The organism is Pseudomonas sp. 478 (assembly GCF_003254125.1).
Taxonomy (GTDB): Bacteria; Pseudomonadota; Gammaproteobacteria; order Pseudomonadales; family Pseudomonadaceae; genus Aquipseudomonas.
The window spans coordinates 141,144-164,657 of record NZ_QKZG01000006.1; the positions used below are offsets into that span (position 1 = coordinate 141,144).

Consider the following 23,514-nt stretch of genomic DNA (forward strand, 5'->3'; position numbering starts at 1 on the left):
TTGAAATTATTTTATTGGAATGATGTGGTGTTTGATCTGACGCCTTCGCGAGCAAGCCCGCTCCCACATTTTGGAATGCGTTCCCCTGTGGGAGCGGGCTTGCTCGCGAAGAGGCCAGCAGCCTCAGCGCAATATAATCAGATGCCCCAAAACCTTGTGCTGCTCAAACCCCAACACCCCTTGCAACGAACTCAGCACCGCTTGCGGATCCTGGCTCGGAAAGCTGCCACTGACCCGACGCCCCGCGAGTTCATCGTTGAGCAGCACAATCCGTCCCGGGTAATAACGCCCAAGGTCTTGCACCACGTCGGCGAGTGTCGCCTTGTAGTAATTGAGCCATCCCTGACGCCACGCCAATTGCGCTTCGCTGTCGACTGCATGGAGTTTTTCCGCCGCTCCCTCGCCATAGGCCACTTGCTGGCCAGCGATGAGGATTTGTTGCTCGGCGTACTTGTCCGCCGTCACACCGACCCGCCCGGACAACACCGTGACCTGCGCACCGTGCGGTTGCAGACGCACTTCAAACTGAGTCCCCAGCACCCGCGCCTGACCTTTTTCAGCGGCCACCACAAACGGCTCGCCGGTGTGGGTCACGCTGAAAAATCCGGCGCCGCGCCGCAACTGAACGTGCCGCTCGCCACGACTGAAATCCACCGCAATGGCGCTGTCGGCATCAAGCGTGACTTGTGACTGATCCGCCAACGTGACAGTGCGAATTTCCCCCGGTGCCGACACATAGTCCGCGCCCAGATCATCGACCCAGCGCGATGGTTGCCAGCCAGCACCAACGCCGATCAGCACTACCATGCACGCCGCCATCGCCAACGCCCCGGACCAACGCCGAACGCGGGTACGGCGCGAGCGATTCATCGCATTGAGATAACCCTGCAAGGCAAACGCTTCTTCACCGGCCAACGTTCGGGCCGGAGTTTCGGTCAACTCCCACACCACTTGCGCCTGGGCGTAAGCCTCGGCATGGGCAGGGTCGGCCTGTAGCCAATGGCTGAAGGTGGCCTGATCGCCGCTGCTGGGCTGATCATGTAACAGACTCAGCCAGGCGAAGGCCGCCTGTTCCTGAGCCGGCGTCGGGGTGACGCGTTCGGCGTTGTTCACAGTGCTTTCCCTAGCGTGCGCGGTTCGGGTTCCCGCAGGCTGGCCTTGCAAGCCTCGAGGGCGCGCATCATATGTTTTTCAACGGCGCTTTGGGACAACCCCATGGCCTTGGCGATCTCGGCGTATTTGCGCCCGTGAATACGGTTGAGCAAAAAGATCTGCCGCGTGCGCTCGGGCAGCGCGCGCAACGCCGCTTCGACGTGACGCAAATCGTTGCCCGCCTCCAGCGCCGCTTGCGGCTCGCTGCCGTGGCTGTCGGGTTGATCCGGCATCCAGCCCTCATTGACCCGCACCCGCGTGCCTTCGCTGCGCAAATGGTCGATGGCGATGTTGCCGGCGCAGCGCAATAGGTAAGTGCTGAGCTCTTCAACCTGCACCAGCGGCCGACGCCAGAAACGCAGGAACAAATCCTGCACCAGGTCCGCGGCGGTCGCCCGACAACCGACACGACGGCTCACCAGCGCTTCCATTTGCGAACGCTGGGAAAGGAACACCTGCAGGAAATGCGCACGCGCACCGCGATGTTCGTCGTCATGGGATTCCGGGGGGCTGGTGATCATCAGGTCAGCCCTTTGCAAACACGGCGACGGGGCTGGCAAGCAAACTCAAACCGGCCAACGCCAAGGCCAGGCGCGGGCGATACGGCATCAACCACACCAGCAGCAAAGCGCTGAGCATCAACACCGCAAACCACTCCACCAATCCAAGTCCCCAACCCGTCGACGACACCGCAGCCCACAGCGATAACGCCAGCAACAACCAGCCACTGAGTTTCATTCCTTGGCGGCGACGGGCCGAGGGCTTGCGCCCCAGCAGTTCGGCGTGATGCCGATCCATCGATAAACACAGCGCGGTGAAACCGCCGTAGCACAGCAACAAGGCCAGGAACATTCAGTGCGCCTCTTGCTCAAGCAGCATCGGTTTCGCCCGTGGTCGGGTGGCGATTCCAGCCTGCCCCGCGCGCTGCATTTTCCACGCAGTCCACGCGAAAAACAGACCACTGCCCAGACACGTCAGATCGAAACCGGCCATGGCCCAATCCCCCTGCATCAGGGTGACGCCCAAGTGATAAGGCGTAGTCAACGCGTTCAGCAACGGCAGCGCACAGAACAGCAACGCCGTCAGCGCCAACTGTTCGACCCACGCGGCGCGACCGCGGCGGACCATGGCGTGCAACACACTCAGGCCCCAGACGATGAAGAAGCCGTTCACTTCCCAATCCGCCCGCCCGGACATCCCGACCGGTAATAATCGATTGGCCCAGAAGAACACTGCCACCGCGACCATCAACCCCGACAGGCTGGCGATGTTCAGCACTTCCACCAGCCGCAACTCAAACGGCATCACACCGCTCTTCGCATGTTTGAGCTGACGCTTGCCGAGCCAGATCACCAGTCCGGTGCCGATCATCGCAGTGCCCGCCAAACCACACATGAAGTACAGCCAGCGCAACACCGAACCGGCGAAATGGCCCATGTGCAAGCCATAGAAACTGCCGGCAATCGCCATGGGCAATGCTTGCTTCGGCGTTGCGCTGAGTAGCTGCCCGGTCACGCCGTTGAATGTCACCGCGCTGCCAAAGTCGTGGACTACTCGGTCGGCGCCGTCACGCGCAAGAATGACCGAGGCATTCGCATCGCCCGGATTGTTCACCGTCAGCGACCCGGTTCGCCCGCCCGACCACAGCTCGCTGGCCCGTTCCAGCAGCGGAGCCAAGGGTGCCAACGGGCCCGGCTTGCCCGCCATGTCGGGCGTATTGGACGCCGGAAACACCTCATCGTAAAACGCCTCGACATCACCGTTGTACGCGGCAAGGATGCTCGCCGGCATCACCATCGACATGAAAATCACCAGGCTGCTGTAAGTGATCATCAGATGAAACGGCAACACCAGAACGCCCACCGCGTTGTGCCCGTCCAGCCAGGAGCGCTGGCCCTTGCGCGGGCGGAAGGTAAAGAAGTCCTTGAAGATTTTCTTGTGGGTGATGATCCCGCTGATCAGCGCGACGAACATCACCATCGCTGCGATCGTCGACAGCCAGCGCCCCCACGGATAGGGCATCTGCAGCTGAAAGTGGAAGCGGTAAAAGAACTCGCCACCGCGCGTCTCCCGGCCCTGCACTTCTGCACCGGTTTGCGGATCGAGGCGTTTTTCGGTGAATTGACCGCGCGTGCCGGGCTTGGCCGGTGCTTGCTGCCACCTCACCGACAGCCCGGGTTCGCGAGCATCCGGCAAATCGATGAGCCATCGCGAGGCACCCGCGGCGTGCTGCTCAAGGTAGTGCTGGGCCAGGGTCAGACTGGCTTCTGAGGACAGCGAACGGGCGGGAATTTCCGGCTGCATCCAGTGGCTGATCTCATCCTTGAAATAGGCGAGCGTGCCGGTCAGGAAAATCGCGAACAGCAGCCAGCCGAAGATCAACCCGGCCCAGGTGTGCAGCCAGGCCATGGCCCGCCGAAAGCCCTCTTTCATCAGTGGCCCATCCAGTACGCCAGCCCCGCCACCGCCGCCAAAACCACGCTCGGCACGATCAATCCGAACCAGGCTTGCCACGCACTGCGACAGGCAAAGCACCAGAGTACGGCGACCAGATACACCAGAAACGAGGTCATCATCCCGGTGACCACCGCTTCGCCACGAGCCAAAGGCAGCCACATCGTCAGGCTGACACTGGCCAATGCCGCGACGAGGTACCCCCCCAGCACGGCGGCCAGCACTCGGGAAGTGACGGCCAGTCGGTAGGAAACGGGGAGCGCGGTGATTTTGCCTTTCATGTTTCGACCTTGAAACGGGTGAGGCCTCGTGAATGTCACGGAGCCAACAAGGCCGCAATATTAATGATAAATATTCTCATGTGCAAAATAGAATACGACGGGATCGTTGTTACACCAGTCAGCGGTCAGTCAGCACAAACAAAAACGGGCCTGCATAAGCAGACCCGTTTGTCAGTGGTGGAAGGTAAAAACCTAATCAGATATCAGCCGTTTTGCGCAGCCTGTTCGTTCTCGAGAAACTCGTCTTCCAGCAGCGCATCGGCTGCAACTCTCTCGAACGGCACGATAGCGGCACGTGGTTTGCCCCGCAGTTTGCCGAACAGGTGCTCAAGCGCATGTTCAAGTTTTTCGGCCGCACCGTCGATCGCCAGTTCCAGGTTTGCGGCTTTATGGGTGACAGAAATCGGTTGGTGGCCTTTTGGCCGCGCTTCCAGCTGACAGCGCATGTCATGGGGACCGGGCTTGTCGCCGTTCTCGTCCCGCAGATGAACCTCGACGCGTGTCAGGTCCTCTTCATAACGTTCGAGCGTGCTCTCAATGGTAGTACGTACCCACTCCTCCAGTCGGATGCTGCTTTGAATATGGTTATCGCTGTTGACTTGGATTTGCATAGTTCATCCCTTATTTCAGCTAGCTCGCGAGAGGCACATCGGCTGGCCCTTGGGCGTCATCACCGTGACCTCTTACTTACACAATCGGTCGGCTCGCAGAACAATTCAACCCCTAAAAAAAGATAAATTTTCATACGCAAAAAAAGCCAGACAAGGAGCAAAAGCGCTGTTAAGGTCGGGAGTTGGGTCGCCTGACTCTTTTGTCACAATTGCTCACATCTGCCGCTCCGCCAGCGGGTGCAGGCTTCGAAATATCCCCGCCTCCTCCACCAGCCAGTCATGCACCGCACGCACGCCCGGATGGCTCAGCGCCCCAGGCGCATAGAGCAGCACGTAACGCTTGTGATTGGGTACCGCCAGGCCAAACGGCACGATCAACGTCCCCCGCTCCAATTCGTCATTGAGCAACGTTCGCCGCGCAATCGCCACGCCCATCCCGGCAATCGCCGCTTCGATGGTCAGGTGATTGCGATTGAAGGTGTGCCCGCGCCGCACGTCCGCACCTTCGAAGCCGATGGCGTTGAGGTAAAACTCCCATTCTGCGTACTCGTAACTGCCGCGCCAGGCGGTAATGTCGTGCAGCAACGGGAAATGCATCAGGTCCGCCGGGCCATGCAGCGGCGGCCGGCCGCGCAGCAGGCTTGGGGCACAGACCGGGAAGATCTGTTCGTCGAGCAAGGTTGTGGATAACAAACCGGGATAGCTGCCGTCATTCAGGTCGATGGCCAAGTCAAAGTCGCCTTCGTGCAATGGCACGCTGCTGTCCTCGGCCACCAGACGTAATTGAATGTCCGGAAAGCGCTGCTGCAAGCGCGGCAACCTTGGGGTCAACCACTTGCTCAGGAACGATGGAATCGAGCGCACCCGCAAAATTCCACTGATCATTCCGGCGTCCAGTCGTCGCAATTCCGCATCGATGCTGCCGTAAGCCTCGTTGACCGTGATGGCCAGTCGCTGGCCTTCAGCGCTCAATTCCACGCCGCGAGCGCGACGATGAAACAGGCGAAAACCCAGTCGCTCTTCCAGCTGTCGGATTTGCTGACTGACCGCACCCGGCGTGATGTGCAGTTCTTCGGCGCAACGGGTGAACGACAAGTGCCGCGCGGCACAGGAAAACACGTGCAGCCAGACGTAAGTCTGAGCGTGCAATTGGCGACTCATTGTTTAGTCCTGCTAAAGGCTGTCTTAGGAAGTTTCGTTGGTCACGTAGGACCGAGGTAGGCAGTATCGCCGACATTGCGCTTGTCCTACAAAAATGGCAGCGATTTCTCTTCCATTGCTTGTATAGGCTTTAGCATGGCTATCAGTGTTTTCGATCTCTTCAAAGTCGGCATCGGTCCGTCCAGTTCCCATACCGTCGGCCCGATGCGCGCCGCCGCGACCTTCGCCCAAGCCCTGATTGACCAACAATTGCTGGCCGACGTACGGCGGGTAGAAATCCGGCTTTATGGCTCGCTGTCGGCGACCGGCGTCGGTCACGCCACCGACCGCGCCTGCGTCATGGGCCTGATGGGCGAGTGGCCGGACAGCATCGATCCCACGTCCATCGACAGCCGAATCCAGACCCTGCGCGAAACCGGCGAACTGTCTCTGGCAGGCAAAACCACCATCGCCTTCAACTGGCAACGCGACCTCCTGCTGCTCGACGAGAGTCTGCCCTACCACCCCAATGCCATGTCACTGACAGCCTTCGGCGAAACCGGAGAGCTGGCAGAGCAAACGTACTACTCGATTGGTGGCGGTTTCATCATCGAAGCGGCCGAAGCCGAGTCCGGCATCGCGCCCACCAGCGATGTGGTGCTGCCGTACGATTTTTCCAGTGCCGCCGAACTACTCAAGCTCTGCAACCTGCACGGTCTGCGCGTTTCCGAGTTGATGATGGCCAATGAATTGGCCTGGCGCAGCGAAGCCGAAATCCGTCAGGGACTACTGCACATTTGGTCGGTGATGCGCGAATGCGTCGAGCAAGGGCTGCGCCATGAAGGCATCCTGCCCGGCGGTCTGAATGTTCCCCGTCGCGCGGCGAAACTGCACCGCAGCCTGTTGGAAATCGGCAAGCCGAATGTCATCACCTCCACGCTATCGGCCATGGAGTGGGTGAACCTGTTTGCCCTCGCCGTGAACGAGGAAAACGCAGCGGGCGGGCGCATGGTCACGGCGCCGACCAACGGCGCGGCGGGGATCATTCCGGCGGTGCTGCATTACTACATGAAATTCAACCCGGACGCGTCGGACGATGACGTCGTCGCGTTCTTCTTGGGCGCTGCGGCCGTAGGAATCCTCTGCAAGAAAAACGCGTCTATCTCCGGCGCCGAAGTTGGCTGCCAGGGCGAAGTCGGCTCCGCCTGCGCCATGGCCGCCGCCGGGTTGGCGGACGTGCTCGGCGCCACGCCAGAGCAACTGGAAAACGCTGCCGAAATCGGCCTGGAACACAACCTCGGCCTGACCTGCGACCCGGTCGGCGGCCTGGTGCAAGTGCCGTGCATCGAGCGCAATGCGATTGCTGCCGTGAAGGCGATCAACGCTACGCAAATGGCGCTACGCGGCGACGGCAAACACTTCATTTCCCTGGACCGAGTGATTCGTACCATGCGCGATACCGGCGCCGACATGCATGACAAATACAAAGAGACTTCACGGGGCGGCCTGGCTGTCAGCTGGGTGGAGTGCTGAGGAGCATTCCCGACGCCTGTAACACGTGAGCCCGAGCAAGAACAATAACGAGGCCAAACGATGACCGATGTACGTACACCTGCTGCCGATAATCCTGCTGTAGACCTGACACGCAATAGCGAAATAACCCACAAAGGCTGGAGTAAACACGACACCACCTGGATGCTTGGCCTTTATGGCACCGCCATCGGCGCTGGCACGCTGTTCCTGCCGATCAACGCCGGCGTAGGCGGTTTCTGGCCGCTGCTGATCCTGGCAGTGCTGGCCTTCCCGATGACCTTCTTCGCCCACCGCGGCCTGACCCGCTTCGTGTTGTCCGGGCGTTCCGGGGACATCACCGAAGTGGTGGAAGAACACTTCGGCATCGGGGCCGGCAAGCTGATCACGCTGCTGTATTTCTTTGCGATCTTCCCGATTCTGCTGGTGTACAGCGTGGCGCTGACCAATACCTTGAGCAGCTTCATGGAGCATCAGTTGCACATCGCCCCGCCACCACGGGCGATTCTGTCACTGGTGCTGATCCTCGGTCTGATGGCCATCGTCCGTTGCGGTCAGGGCGTCATCGTTAAATGCATGAGCGTGCTGGTTTATCCGTTCGTGGCGGCGTTGCTGCTGCTCGGTTTGAGCCTGATCCCGAACTGGAACGGCGCATTCTTCGCCACCGCCAGTGAAGGCATGCCGATGCCGCTGTTCTTCAAGACCTTGTGGCTGGCGATTCCGGTCATGGTGTTTTCGTTCAACCATTCGCCGATCATCTCCGCCTTCTCCGTCGATCAGAAACAGCGTTACGGCGAACAGGCCGAACGCAAAAGCAGCGGCATCCTCGCCATCGCCCACGCAATGATGGTGGTGACGGTGATGTTCTTCTGCTTCAGCTGCGTGCTGGCCTTGTCACCGGCGGATTTGGCGGCTGCCAAGGCGCAGAACATCTCGATCCTGTCGTACCTGGCCAACCACTTCCAGACGCCGGTCATCGCTTACGCGGCGCCGCTGATTGCGCTGGTGGCGATCACCAAGTCCTTCCTCGGCCATTACATCGGCGCCAGTGAAGGCTTTCAGGGGCTGATCGTGAAAAGCCTGCGCGGCCGTGGCCGGGTGATGTCGGCGAGCTGGCTGAACCGCGTGACCGCACTGTTCATGATCCTCAGTTGCTGGGCCGTGGCGACCTTCAACCCGAGCATCCTCGGCATGATCGAAACCCTCGGCGGGCCGATCATCGCGTGCCTGTTGTTCCTGATGCCGATGTACGCCATCCATCGAGTGCCAGCCTTGCGCCAGTATTCGGGGCAGGCCTCGAACGTGTTCGTGGTGCTGATCGGTTTGATTGCACTGTCTGCGATCATCTACTCATTCATGCCCTGAAACGGGCAGGCAAAAAGAAGGCGGGCTGTAGTGCCCGCCTTCTTTTTGCCGTGTCTATTGTTCGACAATTTTTCCGGCATGCCCCTTGCTACGTTACCTGTGAGGCAAAAGGACTTTTGAAAACCTCAGCGAGCGACGTGCCGGTGGTCTGGTGTTGCGAACTAATCCCGATCACGGTGGGTCAACAACTGCACGTTCAATCAGGCGGTAACGCAAAATGGACAACCCTTTTCAGCTCATTACCGATGCTTTTGCAGCGGATTATCAGATCAACCTGAGCATTCAGGGTCTGGATGGCAGCATCATGCTGACCCTGTCCAACAACGGCCACGTGGTCGCCAAACGGATGATCAGCGCCGAACAACGCAATGACCCCCAGCGCCTCAAACGCCTGGTACAAAGCATTCAGTTCGGCATCGCCATCGAACAGGGCCATAGCGCCGTGGCCATCCTCGAAGCCATGACCGACGGCGACAATCACAACCTGCCGCCGCCGCGCGTCAAGGGCCACAGCCGGCCAGCCATGCGCCTCTAAAGCTCGCCCTTCTCGACTTCGGAATGCTCACCGGAACCCGCACCGATCTTGCGTTGCGGGTGTTCGATCTTCACCGAAGGGAATTGCGACGAAGCGTAACGCACCACCAGAATCGAGAACGCCAACAGCAGAATCCCGCCGCACAGGTAGATGATGCCGATATCCGGTGGGTTGTGGTGCGAGACGTTGGAGATCAGTAGTCGCGTCAGCGCGGTGATCGCGACGTAGATCAGGAAACGCACCGGCATGTGGTTGGTCTTGAAGTAAATCCCGACCATCGCCCCCAGTTCCAGGTAGATGAACAGCAGCAAGATGTCATCGATTTTGATGTGCCCCGCCTCGATCATCTGCAAAAACTCCATCACCGCCGCCCACGCGGTGACTGCACCGATGGCGAACAGCGCCATGTAATGGAAGGTCTCGACGAACAGGTTGCCCAGGGACTCGGCCAGTTGATGCACGTTCTGCCGCAGGTTCTCGGCCCAGTTGATTTTCACGATGATTCTTCCTTAGCTCGGTTCGAGCGGATGATGCGGGTTTGACGTGACGTTTGTCTTGCATGCAGAAAAAAGGCCAGAGGCTGTTGGGTGAGATGGCGATGGGCTGCTACTGGACACTTTTGTGCTGTATTCGAGGGCCTCATCGCGAGCAAGCTCGGCTCCCACAGGTTTTGCGCAGACCACCTGATTTCGGTCTACATTAAAAAGCCACTACCCAAAGCGCAGGGATTCGCTTATCCTTTTCGCTGTATATAAATACAGTGGTCGACAAGACAACTTAATGTGAAGGCATGTGAGGTGGTGAATGGCCGTCGAAGTGGTATACCGCAGCAGCCGAGATCTGGAGCGCTTGTTCATGGATAAAGCCGAAGCTGACCGTCATGACAAAATGCTCGAACTGGCCGAGTTGCTGGCCGAAGTGTTGCAAAAAGCCGTTCCGTCCCTGACCGAACAGCAAGTGGAAGAAGCCGGTATCTACATGGCGAAGAACCGCGATGTGTTCGCCAAGGCGTTCAAGAGCCAACCGGACGCGCTGTCCGAATTGCTCAATGCGCCTGCTGAAGTCGTTGAAAAGGCTGCCCCCGTTGAGGCACCTGCACCTGCTGAAGTCGCTGAGCCGACCAAGCCTGCTAAAGCGCCCAAGGCTGCCAAGTAAGCAACGCCCGAATTGAATAGGCCCTGAGTCAAATGACTCAGGGCCTTTTTCATGCCTGCGAAAAACCTAAGCGTCGGGTTGTTCCAGCGCCTCGACCAGCGCCTTGAAGAAACGCGCCGCCTCGCCCCCCGTGACCACGCGATGATCGAAAGTCAGGGACAGCGGCAACACCGGATGCACCATCACCGCGCCCTCAACCGCCACCGGTTCGTCATGGATCGCGCCAGCGGCGAGGATCGCGACTTGCGGCGGCACCACCACCGGGTTGGCGTAGCGACCGAACAAGGTGCCGAAATTCGACAGCGTCAGGGTTGCACCCATCATTTCCTTGGGCGGAATCGATCGCGCCTGCACGTCGGCTCTTAATCGCATGACGCCTTCCTTCAAATCAGCCGAAGTGCGATGACCGACATCGCGCAGCACTGGCACGAACAAGCCGTCCGGGGTGTCCACGGCGATGCCCAGGTCGAGCCGTTCGTGTTGCTTGAGCGACAGGCTTTTGCCGTCGAAAGCGCTGTTGAGCACCGGCTCCACGGCGCACGCGGCCGCCATCGCTTTGGCGAGACGAATCAGCGGTTCGCGGGCCTGACCCCAGCGATGCAGATCGGCATCACCGAAAATCGTCACCGGCACGACTTCGGCGTGGGACCGGGCCATGTTCAACGCCATGCTGCGCCGCACACCGCGCAACCGTTCGCCGCCGAAGCGATCCAGTTCAGTTTGAGCCGCGTTTTCCACATCCGTACGGGTGATCAGCCCCTCGTGGCCAGAGCCCGTCACCCCGCTCAACTCCACACCGAGTTGCCGGGCCAGTTGCCGCACGGCCGGCGTGGCGCGAGTCGCCAGGTGCTCCCGGGTGGAGGGGGCCGCCCCGATGAAAAACGAGTCCTCCTGACTGCTTCCGCCACCTTCGAGTCGCCCCACTACGGTGCCCGCATCGGCTTCGCCTTCGTAGCCGAGCAAGGGTTCTCCGACGTGAACAATGTCGCCCTCGCCGCCGTAAAGTTTTGCCACCACGCCGTCATAGGGCGCGGGAATATCCACCAGGGCTTTGGCGGTTTCTACCGACACCAGCAGTTGATCGGCCGTGACGGTATCGCCGACCGCGACGTGCCAGCGGACGATTTCCGCCTCTTGCAAACCTTCGCCCAGATCCGGCAGTTTGAAGTATTTCATCGCAGCCTCCTTGGGTTCAGTCAAAGTGAAGAACGTTATCGCAGGCCTGAAGAATGTCCTCGACGTTGGGCATGTACAGCGACTCAAGTCGATACAGCGGCGGCGGAATGTCCGGCGCCGTGACGCGCTGGATCGGTGCCTGCAATTCCAGCAACACCCGCTCATAGAGGCTCGCGGCGATTTCCGCACCGACGCCACAGGAGCGCGGCGCTTCATGAACGATCACGCAACGACCGGTCTTGCGCGCCGAAGCTTCCATGGTGTCGAGGTCCAGCGGCTTGATACTCGCGACATCGATCACTTCCGCCGAGACGCCCCGCTCGGCCAATGCGGTGGCAGCTTGCAGGGTTTCCATCACACTGGCACCCCAGCTGATCAGCGTGATGTCGCTGCCTTCACGCAGGGTGAAACAGCTGTCCAGTGGCAGGCGTTTACCGTCATCCAACAGAGGTTGCGGGTTCATGCGATAGAGCCGGGTCGGTTCGAGAAACACCACCGGGTCCGGGTCATCGATGGCCGCCAGCAACAAGCCATAGGCCCGGGCCGGCGATGACGGAATCACCACCCGCAGACCTGGAATGTGCGCGAACAATGCTTCAGTGCTTTCGCTGTGATGTTCCGGCGCGCGAATTCCTGCGCCCATCGGCGTGCGCATCACCATCGGGCACGTGATCCGCCCGCGAGTGCGATTACGCATGCGGCTGGCGTGGGACACCAGGTGTTCCATGGCAGCGTAGATGAAACCCATGAACTGGATTTCCACCACTGGTTTCAAGCCCTGAGCGGCCATGCCGACCACCAGTCCGCCGAGCATGGTTTCGGCCAGCGGCGAGTCGATCACTCGCTTGAAGCCAAAGCTGTCGCGCAGCCCTTGGGTGGCGCGAAACACGCCGCCGTTCACCCCGACATCTTCACCGAGGACGATGACGTTCTCGTCTTCGCTCATCGCCCGATGCAGCGCGAGATTCACCGCTTCCAGCAACGTAACTTTGCCGTTACTCATGGCTCGCATCTCCCGCGCGGCGCGCAGCCCTTTCGAGCAATTCTTCACGCTGCCCGGCGAGGGACGCCGGCCATTGGGCGTAGACGTGATCCATGATCGATTCGGGCGCCTGGGTTCCCGCAGCCTCGAAGTTATCCACAGCGCGCTGCACCAAGCCCTGGCATTCGCTGATCAACGCCTGTTCGCGGCCTTCGTCCCACACGCCCTGGTCGACCATGAAACGTTGCAGGCGTTTGACCGGTTCTTCGAGCCAGGCCTGCTTGACCTCGTCCGCCGACCGGTAGCGTGTGGCATCGTCGGCCGTCGTGTGATCGCCGAGGCGGTAGCTCAGGCATTCCAGCAACACCGGGCCTTTACCGTGACGCGCCCGTTCGAGGGCCACATGTAATCGGTCGTAAACCGCGAGCATGTCATTGCCGTCGACCTGCTCACCGTGGAACCCGGCACCGATCGCTTTCTGTGCCAGGGTCGGGGCGCCGCACTGAATCCGCCGTGGCACCGAGATCGCCCATTGGTTGTTATTGACCACGAACACCACCGGCAACTGCCAGGCTCCGGCGACGTTGAGGGCTTCGAGGAAATCGCCCTTGCTGGTGGCGCCGTCGCCGCAGGTGGTGACGGCGACCCGATGTTCGCCGCGGATTTTGAATGCACTGGCAACGCCGCAGGCATGCAACGCCTGGGTGGCAATCGGCACACAGATCGGAAAGTCCTGGGCCGCCGCCGGTTCGGCAAAATCGCTGCCGCGCTCGTCACCGCCCCAGTACAGGAGGATTTCTTCCATGCGCACCCCGCGCATCAACTGCACGGCGGTGTCACGGTAATACGGAATCAGCACGTCTTCGGCGTGCATCACGCTGCCGACGGCGACGCCGATGGCTTCCTGGCCCAATGTCGGCGCATAAGTGCCGATGCGCCCGGTGCGTTGCAGGGCGACGGCTTTCTGATCGAAAAGGCGGGTCAGGACCATCTGCCGATAAAGGCGCGTGAGCAAATTGAAATCGTCGGCCCAGGCAGGAAGTTCGCCGAGCAATTGGCCGTCAGGGGATAAAAATCGGGTGTAAGGCAGCTCAACCTTGTGAAGCATCACAGGGGCTCCTGGCACGCCGCGTCAGCGTGCGTCAGTCAAGCCTGACGCTTGTGGCGCCAGGCCTTGGGAGCAAGTCTGCCGGATAGGCCCTCACTCCTTCATCGGTTCAACCTCATCGATACAGCACTTTCTCCGCCAACTCGTCAGCTACCCGGGCCGGCGAGCGTTTTTCCGCTTGGGCATGGGCGAAGACTTCGGTCAGCCGGGAGCTGATTTTCGACAGGTGTGCGGTGATGGTCGATAGCTCTTCGCCGCGGTGCTTGAGCGAAACGTAGATCAGCCCGCCGGAATTGATCACGTAATCCGGCGCATACAGAATGCCCCGCCGCTCCAGTTGATCAGCGACTTCCAGATGGGTCAGTTGGTTGTTCGCCGAGCCGGCCACCGCTGCGCAGCGCAGTTGCGTCACGCTGTGGCTATTGAGTACGCCACCGAGGCCGCAGGGCGCGAGAATGTCGCAAGGGGTGCTGAGCAGCGCGTCGTTGGCGATCGGATGGGCGCCAAGTTGCTCCATCGCCAGTTGGACCTTGCCGTGATCGATGTCGCTGACCAGCAATTCGGCTCCGGCGGCGTGCAGCTGTTCGGCGAGGGCAAAACCAACGTTGCCGAGCCCTTGAATCGCCACTCGCAGGCCTTCGAGGTTATCGCTGCCCAGCCGGGCCATGGCGGTGGCACGAATACCGGCGAACACGCCCATCGCCGCGTGCGGTGCCGGGTCGCCCGCCGCGGTGGTGCTGGTGACGTACTGGGTCTGTTGAGCGATGCAATCCATGTCCGCCACCGAGGTACCGCTGTCGATGGCAGTGATGTAGCGGCCGTCGAGCTGATTGATGCAACGCCCGAAGGCTTCGAATAGCGCGGCGCGGTTTTCCACATGAACCGGGCGAACAATCACCGCCACGCCGCCGCCCTGAGCCAGGCCGGCCAGCGCCGCCTTGTAACTCATGCCTTGGGCGAGGCGCACCGCATCCTCGACGGCGGACTCGTCGCTGGGATAGGCAAGGTAACGACACCCGCCCAGGGCAGGTCCCAGACGGCTGTTATGAATGGCAATGACCGCCTTCAACCCGGTGACCGAGTCGACGCTCAGATGCAGGGATTCAAGGCGAGTGCTTTGCATGAGAGCGAACATCGTAGGGCTCCCGAATCACTTCTTGTAGTGGCCAGTATAGGCTTGCGCCCAAAAATTGCAGAAGCGCACCGGAATAAGCGACGCCGCCATGCAGACTTTCGGACATATCCGTCAACCGCCCATGTTCGACACTGGACGAATGCCGGAGACGGGGCTAAAACGAGGCATTAGCCGGAGATTTTGATGACCCCCCGCCAACGTTTTTTCGACTGTCTGCAACGTTCACCGCCCGCGCTGTTCGAGGCGGCGCTGTGGATTGCCGCCGAACACGACAGTGAGGTCAATCCCGAGGCCGTGCTGCAAGATTTCAAGGACCTGCAACAACGGGTCAGTTGTGGCTTGCCGATGTTGCCGGTGAGCGAGCTGGCCCAGCCGTTGTTACGGCGTATGAATGACTTGGGATTCGCTCAGGACGACTCCACGCCATTGCGTCCGCAAGTCGCGCTGGTCAATAAAGTGCTGGAACGCAGACGCGGGCAGCCACTGAGCCTGGGATTGATTGCTCTGGAACTGGCCAAAGGTCTGGAAATCCCCATGGTTGGAGTCAACTTCCCCGGGCATTTCCTGCTGCGGGTACCGGGCGCCGATCACCTGCTCGACCCGTGCGGCGGACGTCGGTTGTACCCCAACGATTGCCGGGAATTGCTGCAACGCCAGTACGGCCCGAACATGCAGCTTGTCGCCGAGCATTTGCTCACCGCCGAACCGGTACAAATGCTGCAGCGGCTGTCGCGCAACCTGCGTCAGTTACACCTTTCCAACGATGACTACATCGGTGCCCTGATCGACGCCGAACGTGTGCTGGAACTGGGCAACGCCAGTGCCTCCGACTACCTGGCCCGGGCCAGCCTCTATCAACGGCTGGATTGCCCGAACGCCGAGCGCTTTGACCTGGAGCATGCCCTGCTGCTCAGTGACGACCCGATTCAGCGGATTCGCCTGACTGAACGGTTGGGACACCTGCCGCCAAACTCCATCGTCCATTAACCACACATCCCCTGTGGGAGCGGGCTTGCTCGCGAAGAGGGTGTGTCAGCTACATTCATGTTGACTGACACACCCTCTTCGCGAGCAAGCCCGCTCCCACATTGGTTCGGTGTGAGGGTGTTAAGGGGTATCTGGCTGATTCGCCGGATGCGCCTTGATGAATGCCGGATGCGTCGCCGCCAACGCCGCCACTCGACGAATCCGCGGATACGCCTCAAGTGAAATGCTGAAGCGCTCGGCCGCGTACAGCTGCGGGATCAGGTAAACATCCGCCAGCCCAGGCGTCGGACCAAAACAATAACCCTCATCGCCGATCAACTGCTCCACCGTCGCCAATCCCTGACTGATCCAGTGCCCGATCCACTCCACCACTTGCGGTTCATCGTGCCCCAACTGCCGCAGCTTGTTGAGTACGCTGACGTTATGCAGCGGATGCACGTCGCAACCAATCACTGCCGCCACGCCACGCTCATGGGCGCGAGCAGCGAGGTCTTTGGAGAGCAGCGGCACCTGTGGATAACGTTCCTCCAGGTATTCAATGATCGCCGGCGACTGGATCAGCAGTTCGCCTTCGTCGGTGCGCAAGGCCGGCACCCGGCCTTGCGGATTGATGCCGAGATACGGCGGCTGTCGATGTTCGCCACCTGGCGGCGCGATCAGGTTGATCGGCAGCGCCTGGTAGTCCAGTCCCTTGAGCGCCAACGCAATACGCACCCGAAAGGACGAAGTCGAACGGTAGTAGGTATAGAGTTCCATGACCCGATCCTCTTAGCGCGCCGGCAGCACTTTGCCGCGGCATTCGCCGAAACCGATGGAGGCAAAACCCTCGCGGTTGCAACGGGCACGCAGGATGATTTCGTCGCCGTCCTCAAGGAATTTACGCACCTCGCCAGACGCGAGTTCGATCGGCTTTTTACCACCCTCGGTGATTTCCAGCAGGCTGCCGAACTGACCGTTCTCCGGCCCCGACAACGTGCCCGAACCGAACAGGTCGCCGGCCTGCAACTGGCAGCCGTTGACGCTGTGGTGCGCGACCATTTGCGCCACGGTCCAGTACATGTGTTGGGTATTGCTGAGGGTCAGGCGATGGGCTGGCAGATTTTGTTCGCGCAGGCCTTCGGTGAGCAGCAGCACTTCCAGTTCGATGTCGAAGGCGCCAGCGGCTTGATCGCGTTTGTCGAACAGGTACGGCAGTGGCTGTGGATCGCCTTCCGGACGTGCCGGCTGAGCGCGACGGAACGGCTCCAGCGCTTCGACCGTCACCACCCAAGGCGAGATGCTGGTGATGAAACTCTTCGACAGAAACGGCCCCAGCGGCTGGTATTCCCAAGCCTGGATGTCCCGCGCCGACCAGTCGTTGAGCAGGCAGAAACCGGCGATGTGATCGGCCGCGTCACCGATGGCGATCGAGTCGCCCATCGCGTTGCCCTGACCGATCCAGATGCCCAGCTCCAGCTCATAGTCCAGACGTGCGCACGGACCAAACGTCGGCTCGGTCTGGCCGGCTGGCAGCGTCTGGCCTTTCGGACGGCGAACATCGGTGCCCGACGGGCGAATGGTCGAAGCGCGGCCGTGATAACCGATCGGCACGTACTTGTAGTTCGGCAGCAACGGGTTGTCGGGACGGAACAGTTTGCCGACATTTTGCGCGTGCTCGATGCCGACGTAGAAGTCGGTGTAGTCGTTGATTTTCGCTGGCAGGTGCATCTGGCAATCCGCCGCCAGTGGCAGCAGTTTTGCGCCTTGGGCTTCGATCTTGCCGCGCTGGGTGCTGTCTTCCTTGAACAACTCGATCATGCGTTGACGCAGGGCGACACGAGCTTCGCGACCCAGCTCGAAAAATGCATTCAACTGGCCGCCACGGGTGGCTTCAACGGCGGTCCGCGCGGCACCGTCGTCGAACAGCCCGGCATCGAGTGCCGCTCCCAGATCAAAGATATGGTCGCCGATCGCCACGCCACTGCGCGGCGCGCCGCCCTTCACGCTGAACACGCCCAACGGCAGATTTTGCAGCGGAAAATCCGCGTGGCCGTTGGCGGAGGCAACCCAGCTACGAGTGATGGAAGTCTGAGTCATGGGTTATCTCCGGGTCGGGTCGAAAGTGGCGGGCAGCGTGGCCCAGCAGGCATCGTAGTTGTTTTGCAGTTGCGGGCAATCCAGGGCGAAGCGGCTCGGGCGCAACACCTGGCTGGTCTCGAACATGAAAGCCATGGTGTTGTCGATTTTCGCTGGTGCGAGTTCGGCGTTGATCGCCTTGGTGCAGGTTTCGCCATCCGGGCCGTGGGCGCTCATGCAGCTGTGCAAGGACGCGCCGCCGGGCACGAAGCCTTCGGCCTTGGCGTCGTACTCGCCCTTGATCAGGCCCATGAATTCGTTCATCAGGTTGCGGTGAAACCACGGTGGCCGGAAGGTTTTCTCGGCGACCATCCAGCGTGGCGGGAAGATCACGAAGTCGAGGTTGGCCAGACCGTGGACGCTGGTCGGCGACGTCAGGACGGTGAAGATCGACGGATCCGGGTGGTCGAAACTGACCGTGCCGATAGTGTTGAAACGACGCAGGTCATATTTGTACGGCACGTTGTTGCCGTGCCAGGCGACCACATTCAACGGCGAATGATCGAGCTCACAGCCCCACAACTGGCCGAGGAATTTCTGCACCAGCGTGGTCGGTTGCTTGAGGTTTTCGTAATGCGCGACCGGGGTCAGGAAGTCCCGCGCATTGGCCAGGCCATTGCTGCCGATCGGCCCCAAGTCTGGCAGGCGCAGTGGCGCGCCGTGGTTCTCGGCAATGTAGCCGCGGGCTTGCGGATCGAGCAGTTCGACGCGAAATTTCAGGCCGCGTGGCAGCACGGCGATTTCCAGCGGCTCCAGTTCCAGTACGCCCAATTCCGTTGTGATGCGCAGACGTCCCAGCTCCGGTACCAGCAGCAGTTCGCCATCGGCGTTGAAAAACACGCGCTCCATGGAACGGTTGGCGCGGTAGGTATAAATGCTGATCCCGGCCGGTTTTTCCGCGCCGGAGTTGGCAGCCATGCTCACCAGCCCATCGATGAAATCGGTTGGCTCGCTCGGGATGTCCAACGGGTTCCAGCGCAGGCGATTGGGGGTCACTTCACCCAACGGGCCGCCGGCCAGTTGCCGATCCAGTTTGACGAACGCCGGGTGATTGGCCGACGGCTGAATACGGTACATCCAGGTGCGCCGCGCTTCACTGCGGGCCATGGTGAACGCGGTGCCGGAGAACAGTTCGGTGTAGAGACCGTACGGGGCTTTTTGCGGGGAGTTCTGGCCGACGGGCAGTGCGCCAGGCAACGCTTCGCTGCTGAATTCGTTGCCGAAGCCGGACTGATAAGCCAGCTCGGGCGCCGTTGAATCGAGGTTCATGGAGCCTCCTGAACAGGGAGTAGGCATGGCCTGTCGCTCCATTCAAGAGGTCTGGGCACGCCCGGGTTATTTTTATCGTAATTCGATTACGCTTAACGTAATTTGATTGGTATTGACCGTCAAGCTATAAAGACGCCCATTCGTCCCGGGATCAGACCGCCTCCATGGAAACGCCGCGCAGCAACGATAAACAGAAAGTCCGCTCGGCCGAGGTCGGCACCGACATCCTCAAGGCCTTGGCCGAGTTATCGCCATCGACGTCACTGTCGCGCCTGGCCGAACACGTACAGATGCCGGCGAGCAAGGTTCACCGCTATCTACAGGCGCTGATCGCCAGCGGTTTTGCTGAACAGAATGCGGCCACCAACCATTACGGTCTGGGCCGCGAAGCCTTGCGTGTAGGGCTGGCAGCACTCAACAGTATGGACGTGCTGAAAGTCGGCGCCCTGCCCCTGGCTGAATTGCGCGATGAGTTGAACGAAACCTGCTTTATAGCGGTGTGGGGCAACCAGGGCGCGACCGTGGTGCACATCGAGCCGGCAGTGCGCGCGGTGACGGTGGTGACGCAATTGGGTTCGGTGTTGCCGTTGCTCAGTTCGTCCACAGGGCTGGTGTTCGGCGCCTATCTGCCCAAGCGTGAAACCGTCGAATTGCGCGAGCGGGAACTGCACAGCAGCGCTTCACATGCGCTGGCGGACGATCAGGCCTACCAGACGTTGTGCGAACAGATCCGCGAACGCGGTCTGCATCATGTGCATGGTTTGCTGATGCCGGGCGTGGACGCCTTGTCGGCCCCGGTGTTCAACGCGGTCGGACAGATCGCCGCCGTGCTGACCATCGTCGGTCCGGCTTCGTTGTTCCACGCCGACGAAAACGGCCCGGCGGCGCAGCGGTTGCTGGCTGCGACGCGGGCCGTGAGTTGGCGGATGGGGTATCAGCCGGAGTAATGGCTAACCCGGCAGGATCAGTCTGTGATTCGGGCTTGACTGTCCTGAATCAGGTACGTGGACGTCACTGCAGTGACATAGTCGACGCCCACCGGAACGCCGCTCGCGGTCGACACAATATCGGAGATGTCCTTGATCCGCGACAGAAGGCCCACTGCCGAAGTGGATGTGCCAACCCCCGCGACGATGCCCACATACAAGAGGATGGTGCTTCTCCAGGCCGAGGCGAGGTAGGCTTTGCCGGCATCCTCATCGCCCAGGCTGTAGGCAATCACACCTTGAACAATCGAACGCGTGATACGCAGGATGCTGGCCACCAGAGCGACTGGAGGGACAAACAGCGAGATGACATCCACCACCAGTTCTGCGCCGGTCATCACATTACGCCAGAAGATTTCCGCATGCGTGCTCGTCTGATAGTCGACGTCGTAGATAAGCCGCGACACCATGCTGTTGTATTCGAACCTGAAGTGGCTCACAGGGTAACTGTCTTGCAACCTTGGCGTCGGCAAGGCATCTGAAGCATTGCGGCAGTTGTCGACATAACGTTGCACTACGCCTCTGTCTTCCAACCTGACAAGTCCGACAACATGATTGCCCAGTGAGTATCCCTTCAAGCCCTGAGTCAATGACTCAATGGGACGGAATGTCAGGCCATCCGGTGCTTTCGGAATGTAGATCAGGTATTCCAACCTGCCAGCCACGTTGCGCCCAAACGTATAGGCCCCCTCCAACCGTCGCCCTTCGAGCGCCAGCGTATAAACGCCTTCGCCTGGCGCGGCACCCGTCAGGAACGGAACCGGATTGTAAGAACGATCATGATCCAGACCCTCGATCAGCCCCTTGAGCCAATTGAAGTGTTCACCGGAAAGAGAGCCCTGAAGTTTTTGTGTCAATGCTGCCCTGAGCATTTCGTTCTGCACGATCTTGCAGTAAAGCTTCGACTTCAGATCATAAGAAGGCGTTGCCAGAAAATCCTGCTGCAGATACTGCTCATATTTTTCTCCCGGCAATAAATCGATCAACGCAGTGACGGTGGCCTCATTCAAGCGCCCCAGCGACGAGTTATCCATGGAGCCGAACCACACCGTTCCATCAGCGCGCCAAATCTGCCACTGAATGAACACATTGGTGAGCGTCATATAGTCGTATCCACGCAACTTGACTCTCACCCGATCCGGATCGATTTCCGGGTGCGGGCCGGATAGACGCAGATAATCGTTCAGCGCCTTCATGACCAATTTTCGTGAGAAGGCAGCAAACGTTTCAATATGCAGTGGTTCTTTTGATACCTGGTAGATGGCTTTGAAGTCTGTGTTCAGCCTTGTGAAAAGTTCGCGATCTTGTGCCGCAGCCTTTCTGTACCAGTTGGGTGTAACCACCTGTTCTTCGGCAATCTCCCAGTCGACAATGTTATGGATGGCGCCCATCAGCGGTCCGTCTTCCACTCCGCTCGTCCATTTCACCAAAGTGACACCGCCCCACCACCATGGCTGGAGCACCCGCTCCGGCTCGTCATAGGAGAGATAGTCCTTCACGAACTCCGCACGATCCGTGCTGAAAGCCTGCCCGATCAGGAAGTCACTGTTGCGCTGCCCGAAACCCCACGTACCGAACTGTCGCTTCAATGCCGTCAGATCGGGAAACTCATACCATTGCTGGCCCGTCGGTGCACCAGGCGCATAGAGCACATGCATCGAAAGTTCAGGAGTTGTACCTCTGGCACGGTAAACGATCATATCTTTGAAGGGGCGGTAGTAGTGGACAAAAGCAACGCTGTACGCCTCCATTCCAGGATCGCCAAACAGATAGCGCTGCATGATGTCCTGTGCTTTCGGGCTGATATGTTTTTGAAGTATCGCGGCGTAGTTACTGAGTGCAGTCTGTTGACTTAATACTTCCCGCATGGCGTCTTTAACTTGCGGATTGCTGAGGCGATAAGTTCGCTCATTGGCATATTTCAAACGAAGATCAAACTGCCGGATGGCGAATTTGATATTGGAAACTGTCAGTCGTGGATTGTAATGATTCTCTTTAAACTGAATGGTGTACTGCCCTTCAACATCATGCACACCGTACATGAACAGCTGTGTCAGATTTTTACGCTGGACATGCTCGATGTTCCTGGTGCCCATACGTACCCGATGCGTTACCTCCACCCAAACGGTATCGGGATCAACGCGATTGGTATCGCCCTGGGAAATATGTTCTTCGACGACACGCCGCACATACTCCTGAAATGAAGACAGCCCCCCCATCGCCTCATGCAATTTCACCTGGCTTCTGAGCAACGCCTGTTCCAAAGAGGCAAAAATTTCCTGTTCGGTGGTGGAAGTGTCCTTCAGCCATTGCGGCCTGGCGTTCTTCGTCATCAGTGCGAGCAGACGTGCGGTGCGGCTCTTGGCATCCTCGCCCAATTCGCCCAGACGTTGACTCTGCTCAATCGATTGAACGATGGCGGGCAGATCCGCATCCGGCTCCAGCAAACGGCGAATTCCATGAGCAACTTCATGCCATTGTTTATTCAACAAATTGTCGATGACGATCTGGAAAATTTCGCCATAGATTCTGAAATAACGGATATCGGGAACACTTTTGACCTGTTCAGCGTCCTGCTGTGAAATACCTTTGAGCAACTGCATTCGGCTTTTCGGGTCGCTCAGGCGCTGCTCAAGCGAGCGGTGCATTATTGCCGACGTCTGGAACGTTTCCAGCCCGTTTTCAGGGGTATAAAGAATGACCCAGTCATCATTGGCAGGCACAAGCTCATCGATGGTCCGGCCACTTGAATACATGACAAAACAACAAGCCAGCGTTGCAAATCGTCCGTTTTCCAGTTCCACAGAAAGACTGCAAGCCGGCGTCTGGAGATTGCCCCTGATATAAACTTCGCAGCTCTCTTCTACTTCCGACCTCACCCCTTGCATTTGTACTGTTGCTTTCAACTCTTGCCAGAAAAGCGCCCCATACAAGTCCCGCAGATCACTGCGGCGAGAGGCCAGCTTACTACTGTTGACGTCCTTGCCCAGAGGTGTCGTCCAGTATCGTTCCAGACCTAGCGTGTATTTTTGTTCCAGCGTACCCAGCACATCGCCGATCAGCTCCCCTAGAGCAACCACGTCCAGACCGTCGACCCGGTCCGACTCATCCACGGAGTTATGCACGTCATAAACGCCGTACTGAGTTGCGTCATAAACCGGAGCACGCCCACGGCTCAGACACTCCATGAACACATCCATGAACAGACCGGTCGGCTCCTGATTCGTAATGCCTGAACGTCGGGCATGGATGTAAGTCTTGCTGATGAAGACCTCCGGCAACAGCTGCTGAAGTTCCTTCAACAAAACCTCTTGCAGGATTAGTTTAAACGACGGGCTTTTCTTCAGCGCTTCTTCCAGCGCGGTAAAACTTTCAAACACCGGCCCCAGATGCGCCTGTGTCAGCGATACTTCCTGAACACTCATATGCATATTCCATTAATGCACTTTAAAAAATCAGACAACGAACGTTGCCTGAACCAGTGCAATTAACTTAACGCAATCAAAACCAATAAAGACACCCGCCGCCCTTTA

Annotated in this window: 21 protein-coding genes and 1 pseudogene; 6 read left to right on the forward strand and 16 right to left on the reverse strand. The window is 59.5% G+C overall.

Annotated features, from left to right (window positions below; translation table 11 throughout):
• Window positions 1-123 precede the first annotated feature (123 nt).
• The 7 genes from DFS28_RS14380 to DFS28_RS14410 form a co-directional block, all read right to left on the reverse strand.
• The gene (locus tag DFS28_RS14380; protein ID WP_111450351.1) at window positions 124-1,113 is read right to left on the reverse strand and encodes a FecR family protein; all 990 of its coding nucleotides are present in this window, start codon (window positions 1,111-1,113) and stop codon (window positions 124-126) included.
• Window positions 1,110-1,673, reverse strand: a complete 564-nt coding sequence (locus DFS28_RS14385) for an RNA polymerase sigma factor (protein WP_111450352.1) — start codon at window positions 1,671-1,673, stop codon at window positions 1,110-1,112. Before DFS28_RS14385 ends, DFS28_RS14380 begins: the two co-directional genes overlap by 4 nt.
• 4 nt (window positions 1,674-1,677) lie before the next feature.
• Entirely contained in the window at window positions 1,678-2,004 is a 327-nt protein-coding gene (locus DFS28_RS14390; RefSeq protein WP_111450353.1) for a DUF3325 domain-containing protein, read from the reverse strand.
• Window positions 2,005-3,585, reverse strand: coding sequence for a PepSY domain-containing protein (locus DFS28_RS14395; RefSeq protein WP_111450354.1), 1,581 nt, complete (start codon window positions 3,583-3,585; stop codon window positions 2,005-2,007).
• A complete protein-coding gene (locus DFS28_RS14400) occupies window positions 3,585-3,887 on the reverse strand; it encodes a DUF3649 domain-containing protein (protein ID WP_008150609.1) in 303 nt (100 codons plus the stop codon). The genes DFS28_RS14395 and DFS28_RS14400 overlap by 1 nt, the downstream gene beginning before the upstream one ends.
• A 203-nt stretch (window positions 3,888-4,090) precedes the next feature.
• Window positions 4,091-4,498, reverse strand: a complete 408-nt coding sequence (locus tag DFS28_RS14405) for an HPF/RaiA family ribosome-associated protein (protein WP_111450355.1) — start codon at window positions 4,496-4,498, stop codon at window positions 4,091-4,093.
• Between the two features lie 213 nt (window positions 4,499-4,711).
• Window positions 4,712-5,659, reverse strand: coding sequence for a LysR substrate-binding domain-containing protein (locus DFS28_RS14410; RefSeq protein ID WP_008150625.1), 948 nt, complete (start codon window positions 5,657-5,659; stop codon window positions 4,712-4,714).
• A gap of 135 nt (window positions 5,660-5,794) precedes the next feature.
• Here DFS28_RS14410 and DFS28_RS14415 point away from each other — a divergent pair, with 135 nt between their 5' ends.
• The 3 genes from DFS28_RS14415 to DFS28_RS14425 all read left to right on the forward strand — a co-directional run bounded on the left by DFS28_RS14415 (window position 5,795) and on the right by DFS28_RS14425 (window position 9,068).
• Window positions 5,795-7,171 carry an L-serine ammonia-lyase gene (locus DFS28_RS14415; protein ID WP_111450356.1) on the forward strand — a complete coding sequence of 459 codons (1,377 nt, stop codon included), beginning with the start codon at window positions 5,795-5,797 and terminating at the stop codon, window positions 7,169-7,171.
• A 60-nt stretch (window positions 7,172-7,231) separates the two neighbouring features.
• Complete coding sequence (locus DFS28_RS14420) at window positions 7,232-8,533, forward strand: serine/threonine transporter (protein WP_111450357.1); 1,302 nt, start codon at window positions 7,232-7,234, stop codon at window positions 8,531-8,533.
• 217 nt (window positions 8,534-8,750) lie between these two features.
• Entirely contained in the window at window positions 8,751-9,068 is a 318-nt protein-coding gene (locus DFS28_RS14425) for a DUF3509 domain-containing protein (RefSeq protein ID WP_111450358.1), read from the forward strand.
• On the opposite strand, the gene DFS28_RS14430 is transcribed toward DFS28_RS14425, so the two are convergent.
• Window positions 9,065-9,565, reverse strand: a complete 501-nt coding sequence (locus DFS28_RS14430; protein WP_111450359.1) for a phosphate-starvation-inducible protein PsiE — start codon at window positions 9,563-9,565, stop codon at window positions 9,065-9,067. The genes DFS28_RS14425 and DFS28_RS14430 overlap by 4 nt on opposite strands.
• A 307-nt stretch (window positions 9,566-9,872) precedes the next feature.
• On the opposite strand from DFS28_RS14430, the pseudogene DFS28_RS14435 reads away from it, so the two are divergent.
• Window positions 9,873-10,127 (forward strand): annotated as a pseudogene (locus DFS28_RS14435) (YebG family protein); the annotation flags it as partial.
• A 162-nt stretch (window positions 10,128-10,289) separates the two neighbouring features.
• Here the strand turns inward: DFS28_RS14435 and DFS28_RS14440 are convergent.
• The 4 genes from DFS28_RS14440 to DFS28_RS14455 all read right to left on the reverse strand — a co-directional run bounded on the left by DFS28_RS14440 (window position 10,290) and on the right by DFS28_RS14455 (window position 14,624).
• Window positions 10,290-11,399, reverse strand: a complete 1,110-nt coding sequence (locus tag DFS28_RS14440; protein ID WP_111450361.1) for a dihydrolipoamide acetyltransferase family protein — start codon at window positions 11,397-11,399, stop codon at window positions 10,290-10,292.
• Window positions 11,400-11,415: 16 nt separating this feature from the next.
• Entirely contained in the window at window positions 11,416-12,402 is a 987-nt protein-coding gene (locus tag DFS28_RS14445) for an alpha-ketoacid dehydrogenase subunit beta (protein ID WP_111450362.1), read from the reverse strand.
• Window positions 12,395-13,489, reverse strand: coding sequence for a pyruvate dehydrogenase (acetyl-transferring) E1 component subunit alpha (pdhA, locus tag DFS28_RS14450; protein WP_111450363.1), 1,095 nt, complete (start codon window positions 13,487-13,489; stop codon window positions 12,395-12,397). The genes DFS28_RS14445 and pdhA overlap by 8 nt, the downstream gene beginning before the upstream one ends.
• A gap of 115 nt (window positions 13,490-13,604) precedes the next feature.
• Window positions 13,605-14,624 (reverse strand): Glu/Leu/Phe/Val dehydrogenase dimerization domain-containing protein, encoded by a 1,020-nt coding sequence (locus tag DFS28_RS14455; protein WP_111450364.1) that lies wholly within the window; start codon window positions 14,622-14,624, stop codon window positions 13,605-13,607.
• Between the two features lie 183 nt (window positions 14,625-14,807).
• On the opposite strand from DFS28_RS14455, the gene DFS28_RS14460 reads away from it, so the two are divergent.
• Entirely contained in the window at window positions 14,808-15,611 is an 804-nt protein-coding gene (locus DFS28_RS14460; RefSeq protein ID WP_111450365.1) for a SirB1 family protein, read from the forward strand.
• 120 nt (window positions 15,612-15,731) lie between these two features.
• Here DFS28_RS14460 and maiA read toward each other — a convergent pair whose 3' ends face one another.
• From maiA to hmgA, 3 genes are read right to left on the reverse strand one after another with little or no spacing between them, the layout of a single operon-like run.
• Window positions 15,732-16,367 carry a maleylacetoacetate isomerase gene (gene maiA, locus DFS28_RS14465; protein WP_111450366.1) on the reverse strand — a complete coding sequence of 212 codons (636 nt, stop codon included), beginning with the start codon at window positions 16,365-16,367 and terminating at the stop codon, window positions 15,732-15,734.
• A gap of 12 nt (window positions 16,368-16,379) precedes the next feature.
• Window positions 16,380-17,687 (reverse strand): fumarylacetoacetase, encoded by a 1,308-nt coding sequence (gene fahA / locus DFS28_RS14470; protein WP_111450367.1) that lies wholly within the window; start codon window positions 17,685-17,687, stop codon window positions 16,380-16,382.
• A 3-nt stretch (window positions 17,688-17,690) separates the two neighbouring features.
• Window positions 17,691-18,995, reverse strand: coding sequence for a homogentisate 1,2-dioxygenase (gene hmgA, locus DFS28_RS14475; RefSeq protein ID WP_111450368.1), 1,305 nt, complete (start codon window positions 18,993-18,995; stop codon window positions 17,691-17,693).
• Between the two features lie 164 nt (window positions 18,996-19,159).
• Here hmgA and DFS28_RS14480 point away from each other — a divergent pair, with 164 nt between their 5' ends.
• Window positions 19,160-19,942, forward strand: coding sequence for an IclR family transcriptional regulator (locus DFS28_RS14480; RefSeq protein WP_111450369.1), 783 nt, complete (start codon window positions 19,160-19,162; stop codon window positions 19,940-19,942).
• A 17-nt stretch (window positions 19,943-19,959) separates the two neighbouring features.
• On the opposite strand, the gene DFS28_RS14485 is transcribed toward DFS28_RS14480, so the two are convergent.
• Window positions 19,960-23,406, reverse strand: coding sequence for a dermonecrotic toxin domain-containing protein (locus tag DFS28_RS14485; protein WP_111450370.1), 3,447 nt, complete (start codon window positions 23,404-23,406; stop codon window positions 19,960-19,962).
• Window positions 23,407-23,514: the final 108 nt, after the last annotated feature.

Bases quoted from the DNA above. Each gene is read 5' to 3' on its own strand.
- DFS28_RS14410 (WP_008150625.1), bottom strand. From the start codon at position 5,659: ATGAGTCGCCAATTGCACGCTCAGACTTACGTCTGGCTGCACGTGTTT.
- hmgA (WP_111450368.1), bottom strand. From the start codon at position 18,995: ATGAACCTCGATTCAACGGCGCCCGAGCTGGCTTATCAGTCCGGCTTC.
- DFS28_RS14390 (WP_111450353.1), bottom strand. From the start codon at position 2,004: ATGTTCCTGGCCTTGTTGCTGTGCTACGGCGGTTTCACCGCGCTGTGT.
- DFS28_RS14480 (WP_111450369.1), top strand. From the start codon at position 19,160: ATGGAAACGCCGCGCAGCAACGATAAACAGAAAGTCCGCTCGGCCGAG.
- pdhA (WP_111450363.1), bottom strand. From the start codon at position 13,489: ATGCTTCACAAGGTTGAGCTGCCTTACACCCGATTTTTATCCCCTGAC.
- DFS28_RS14425 (WP_111450358.1), top strand. From the start codon at position 8,751: ATGGACAACCCTTTTCAGCTCATTACCGATGCTTTTGCAGCGGATTAT.
- DFS28_RS14395 (WP_111450354.1), bottom strand. From the start codon at position 3,585: ATGAAAGAGGGCTTTCGGCGGGCCATGGCCTGGCTGCACACCTGGGCC.
- fahA (WP_111450367.1), bottom strand. From the start codon at position 17,687: ATGACTCAGACTTCCATCACTCGTAGCTGGGTTGCCTCCGCCAACGGC.
- DFS28_RS14460 (WP_111450365.1), top strand. From the start codon at position 14,808: ATGACCCCCCGCCAACGTTTTTTCGACTGTCTGCAACGTTCACCGCCC.
- DFS28_RS14405 (WP_111450355.1), bottom strand. From the start codon at position 4,498: ATGCAAATCCAAGTCAACAGCGATAACCATATTCAAAGCAGCATCCGA.
- DFS28_RS14415 (WP_111450356.1), top strand. From the start codon at position 5,795: ATGGCTATCAGTGTTTTCGATCTCTTCAAAGTCGGCATCGGTCCGTCC.
- DFS28_RS14385 (WP_111450352.1), bottom strand. From the start codon at position 1,673: ATGATCACCAGCCCCCCGGAATCCCATGACGACGAACATCGCGGTGCG.
- DFS28_RS14485 (WP_111450370.1), bottom strand. From the start codon at position 23,406: ATGAGTGTTCAGGAAGTATCGCTGACACAGGCGCATCTGGGGCCGGTG.
- DFS28_RS14455 (WP_111450364.1), bottom strand. From the start codon at position 14,624: ATGTTCGCTCTCATGCAAAGCACTCGCCTTGAATCCCTGCATCTGAGC.
- DFS28_RS14440 (WP_111450361.1), bottom strand. From the start codon at position 11,399: ATGAAATACTTCAAACTGCCGGATCTGGGCGAAGGTTTGCAAGAGGCG.
- DFS28_RS14420 (WP_111450357.1), top strand. From the start codon at position 7,232: ATGACCGATGTACGTACACCTGCTGCCGATAATCCTGCTGTAGACCTG.
- maiA (WP_111450366.1), bottom strand. From the start codon at position 16,367: ATGGAACTCTATACCTACTACCGTTCGACTTCGTCCTTTCGGGTGCGT.
- DFS28_RS14445 (WP_111450362.1), bottom strand. From the start codon at position 12,402: ATGAGTAACGGCAAAGTTACGTTGCTGGAAGCGGTGAATCTCGCGCTG.
- DFS28_RS14400 (WP_008150609.1), bottom strand. From the start codon at position 3,887: ATGAAAGGCAAAATCACCGCGCTCCCCGTTTCCTACCGACTGGCCGTC.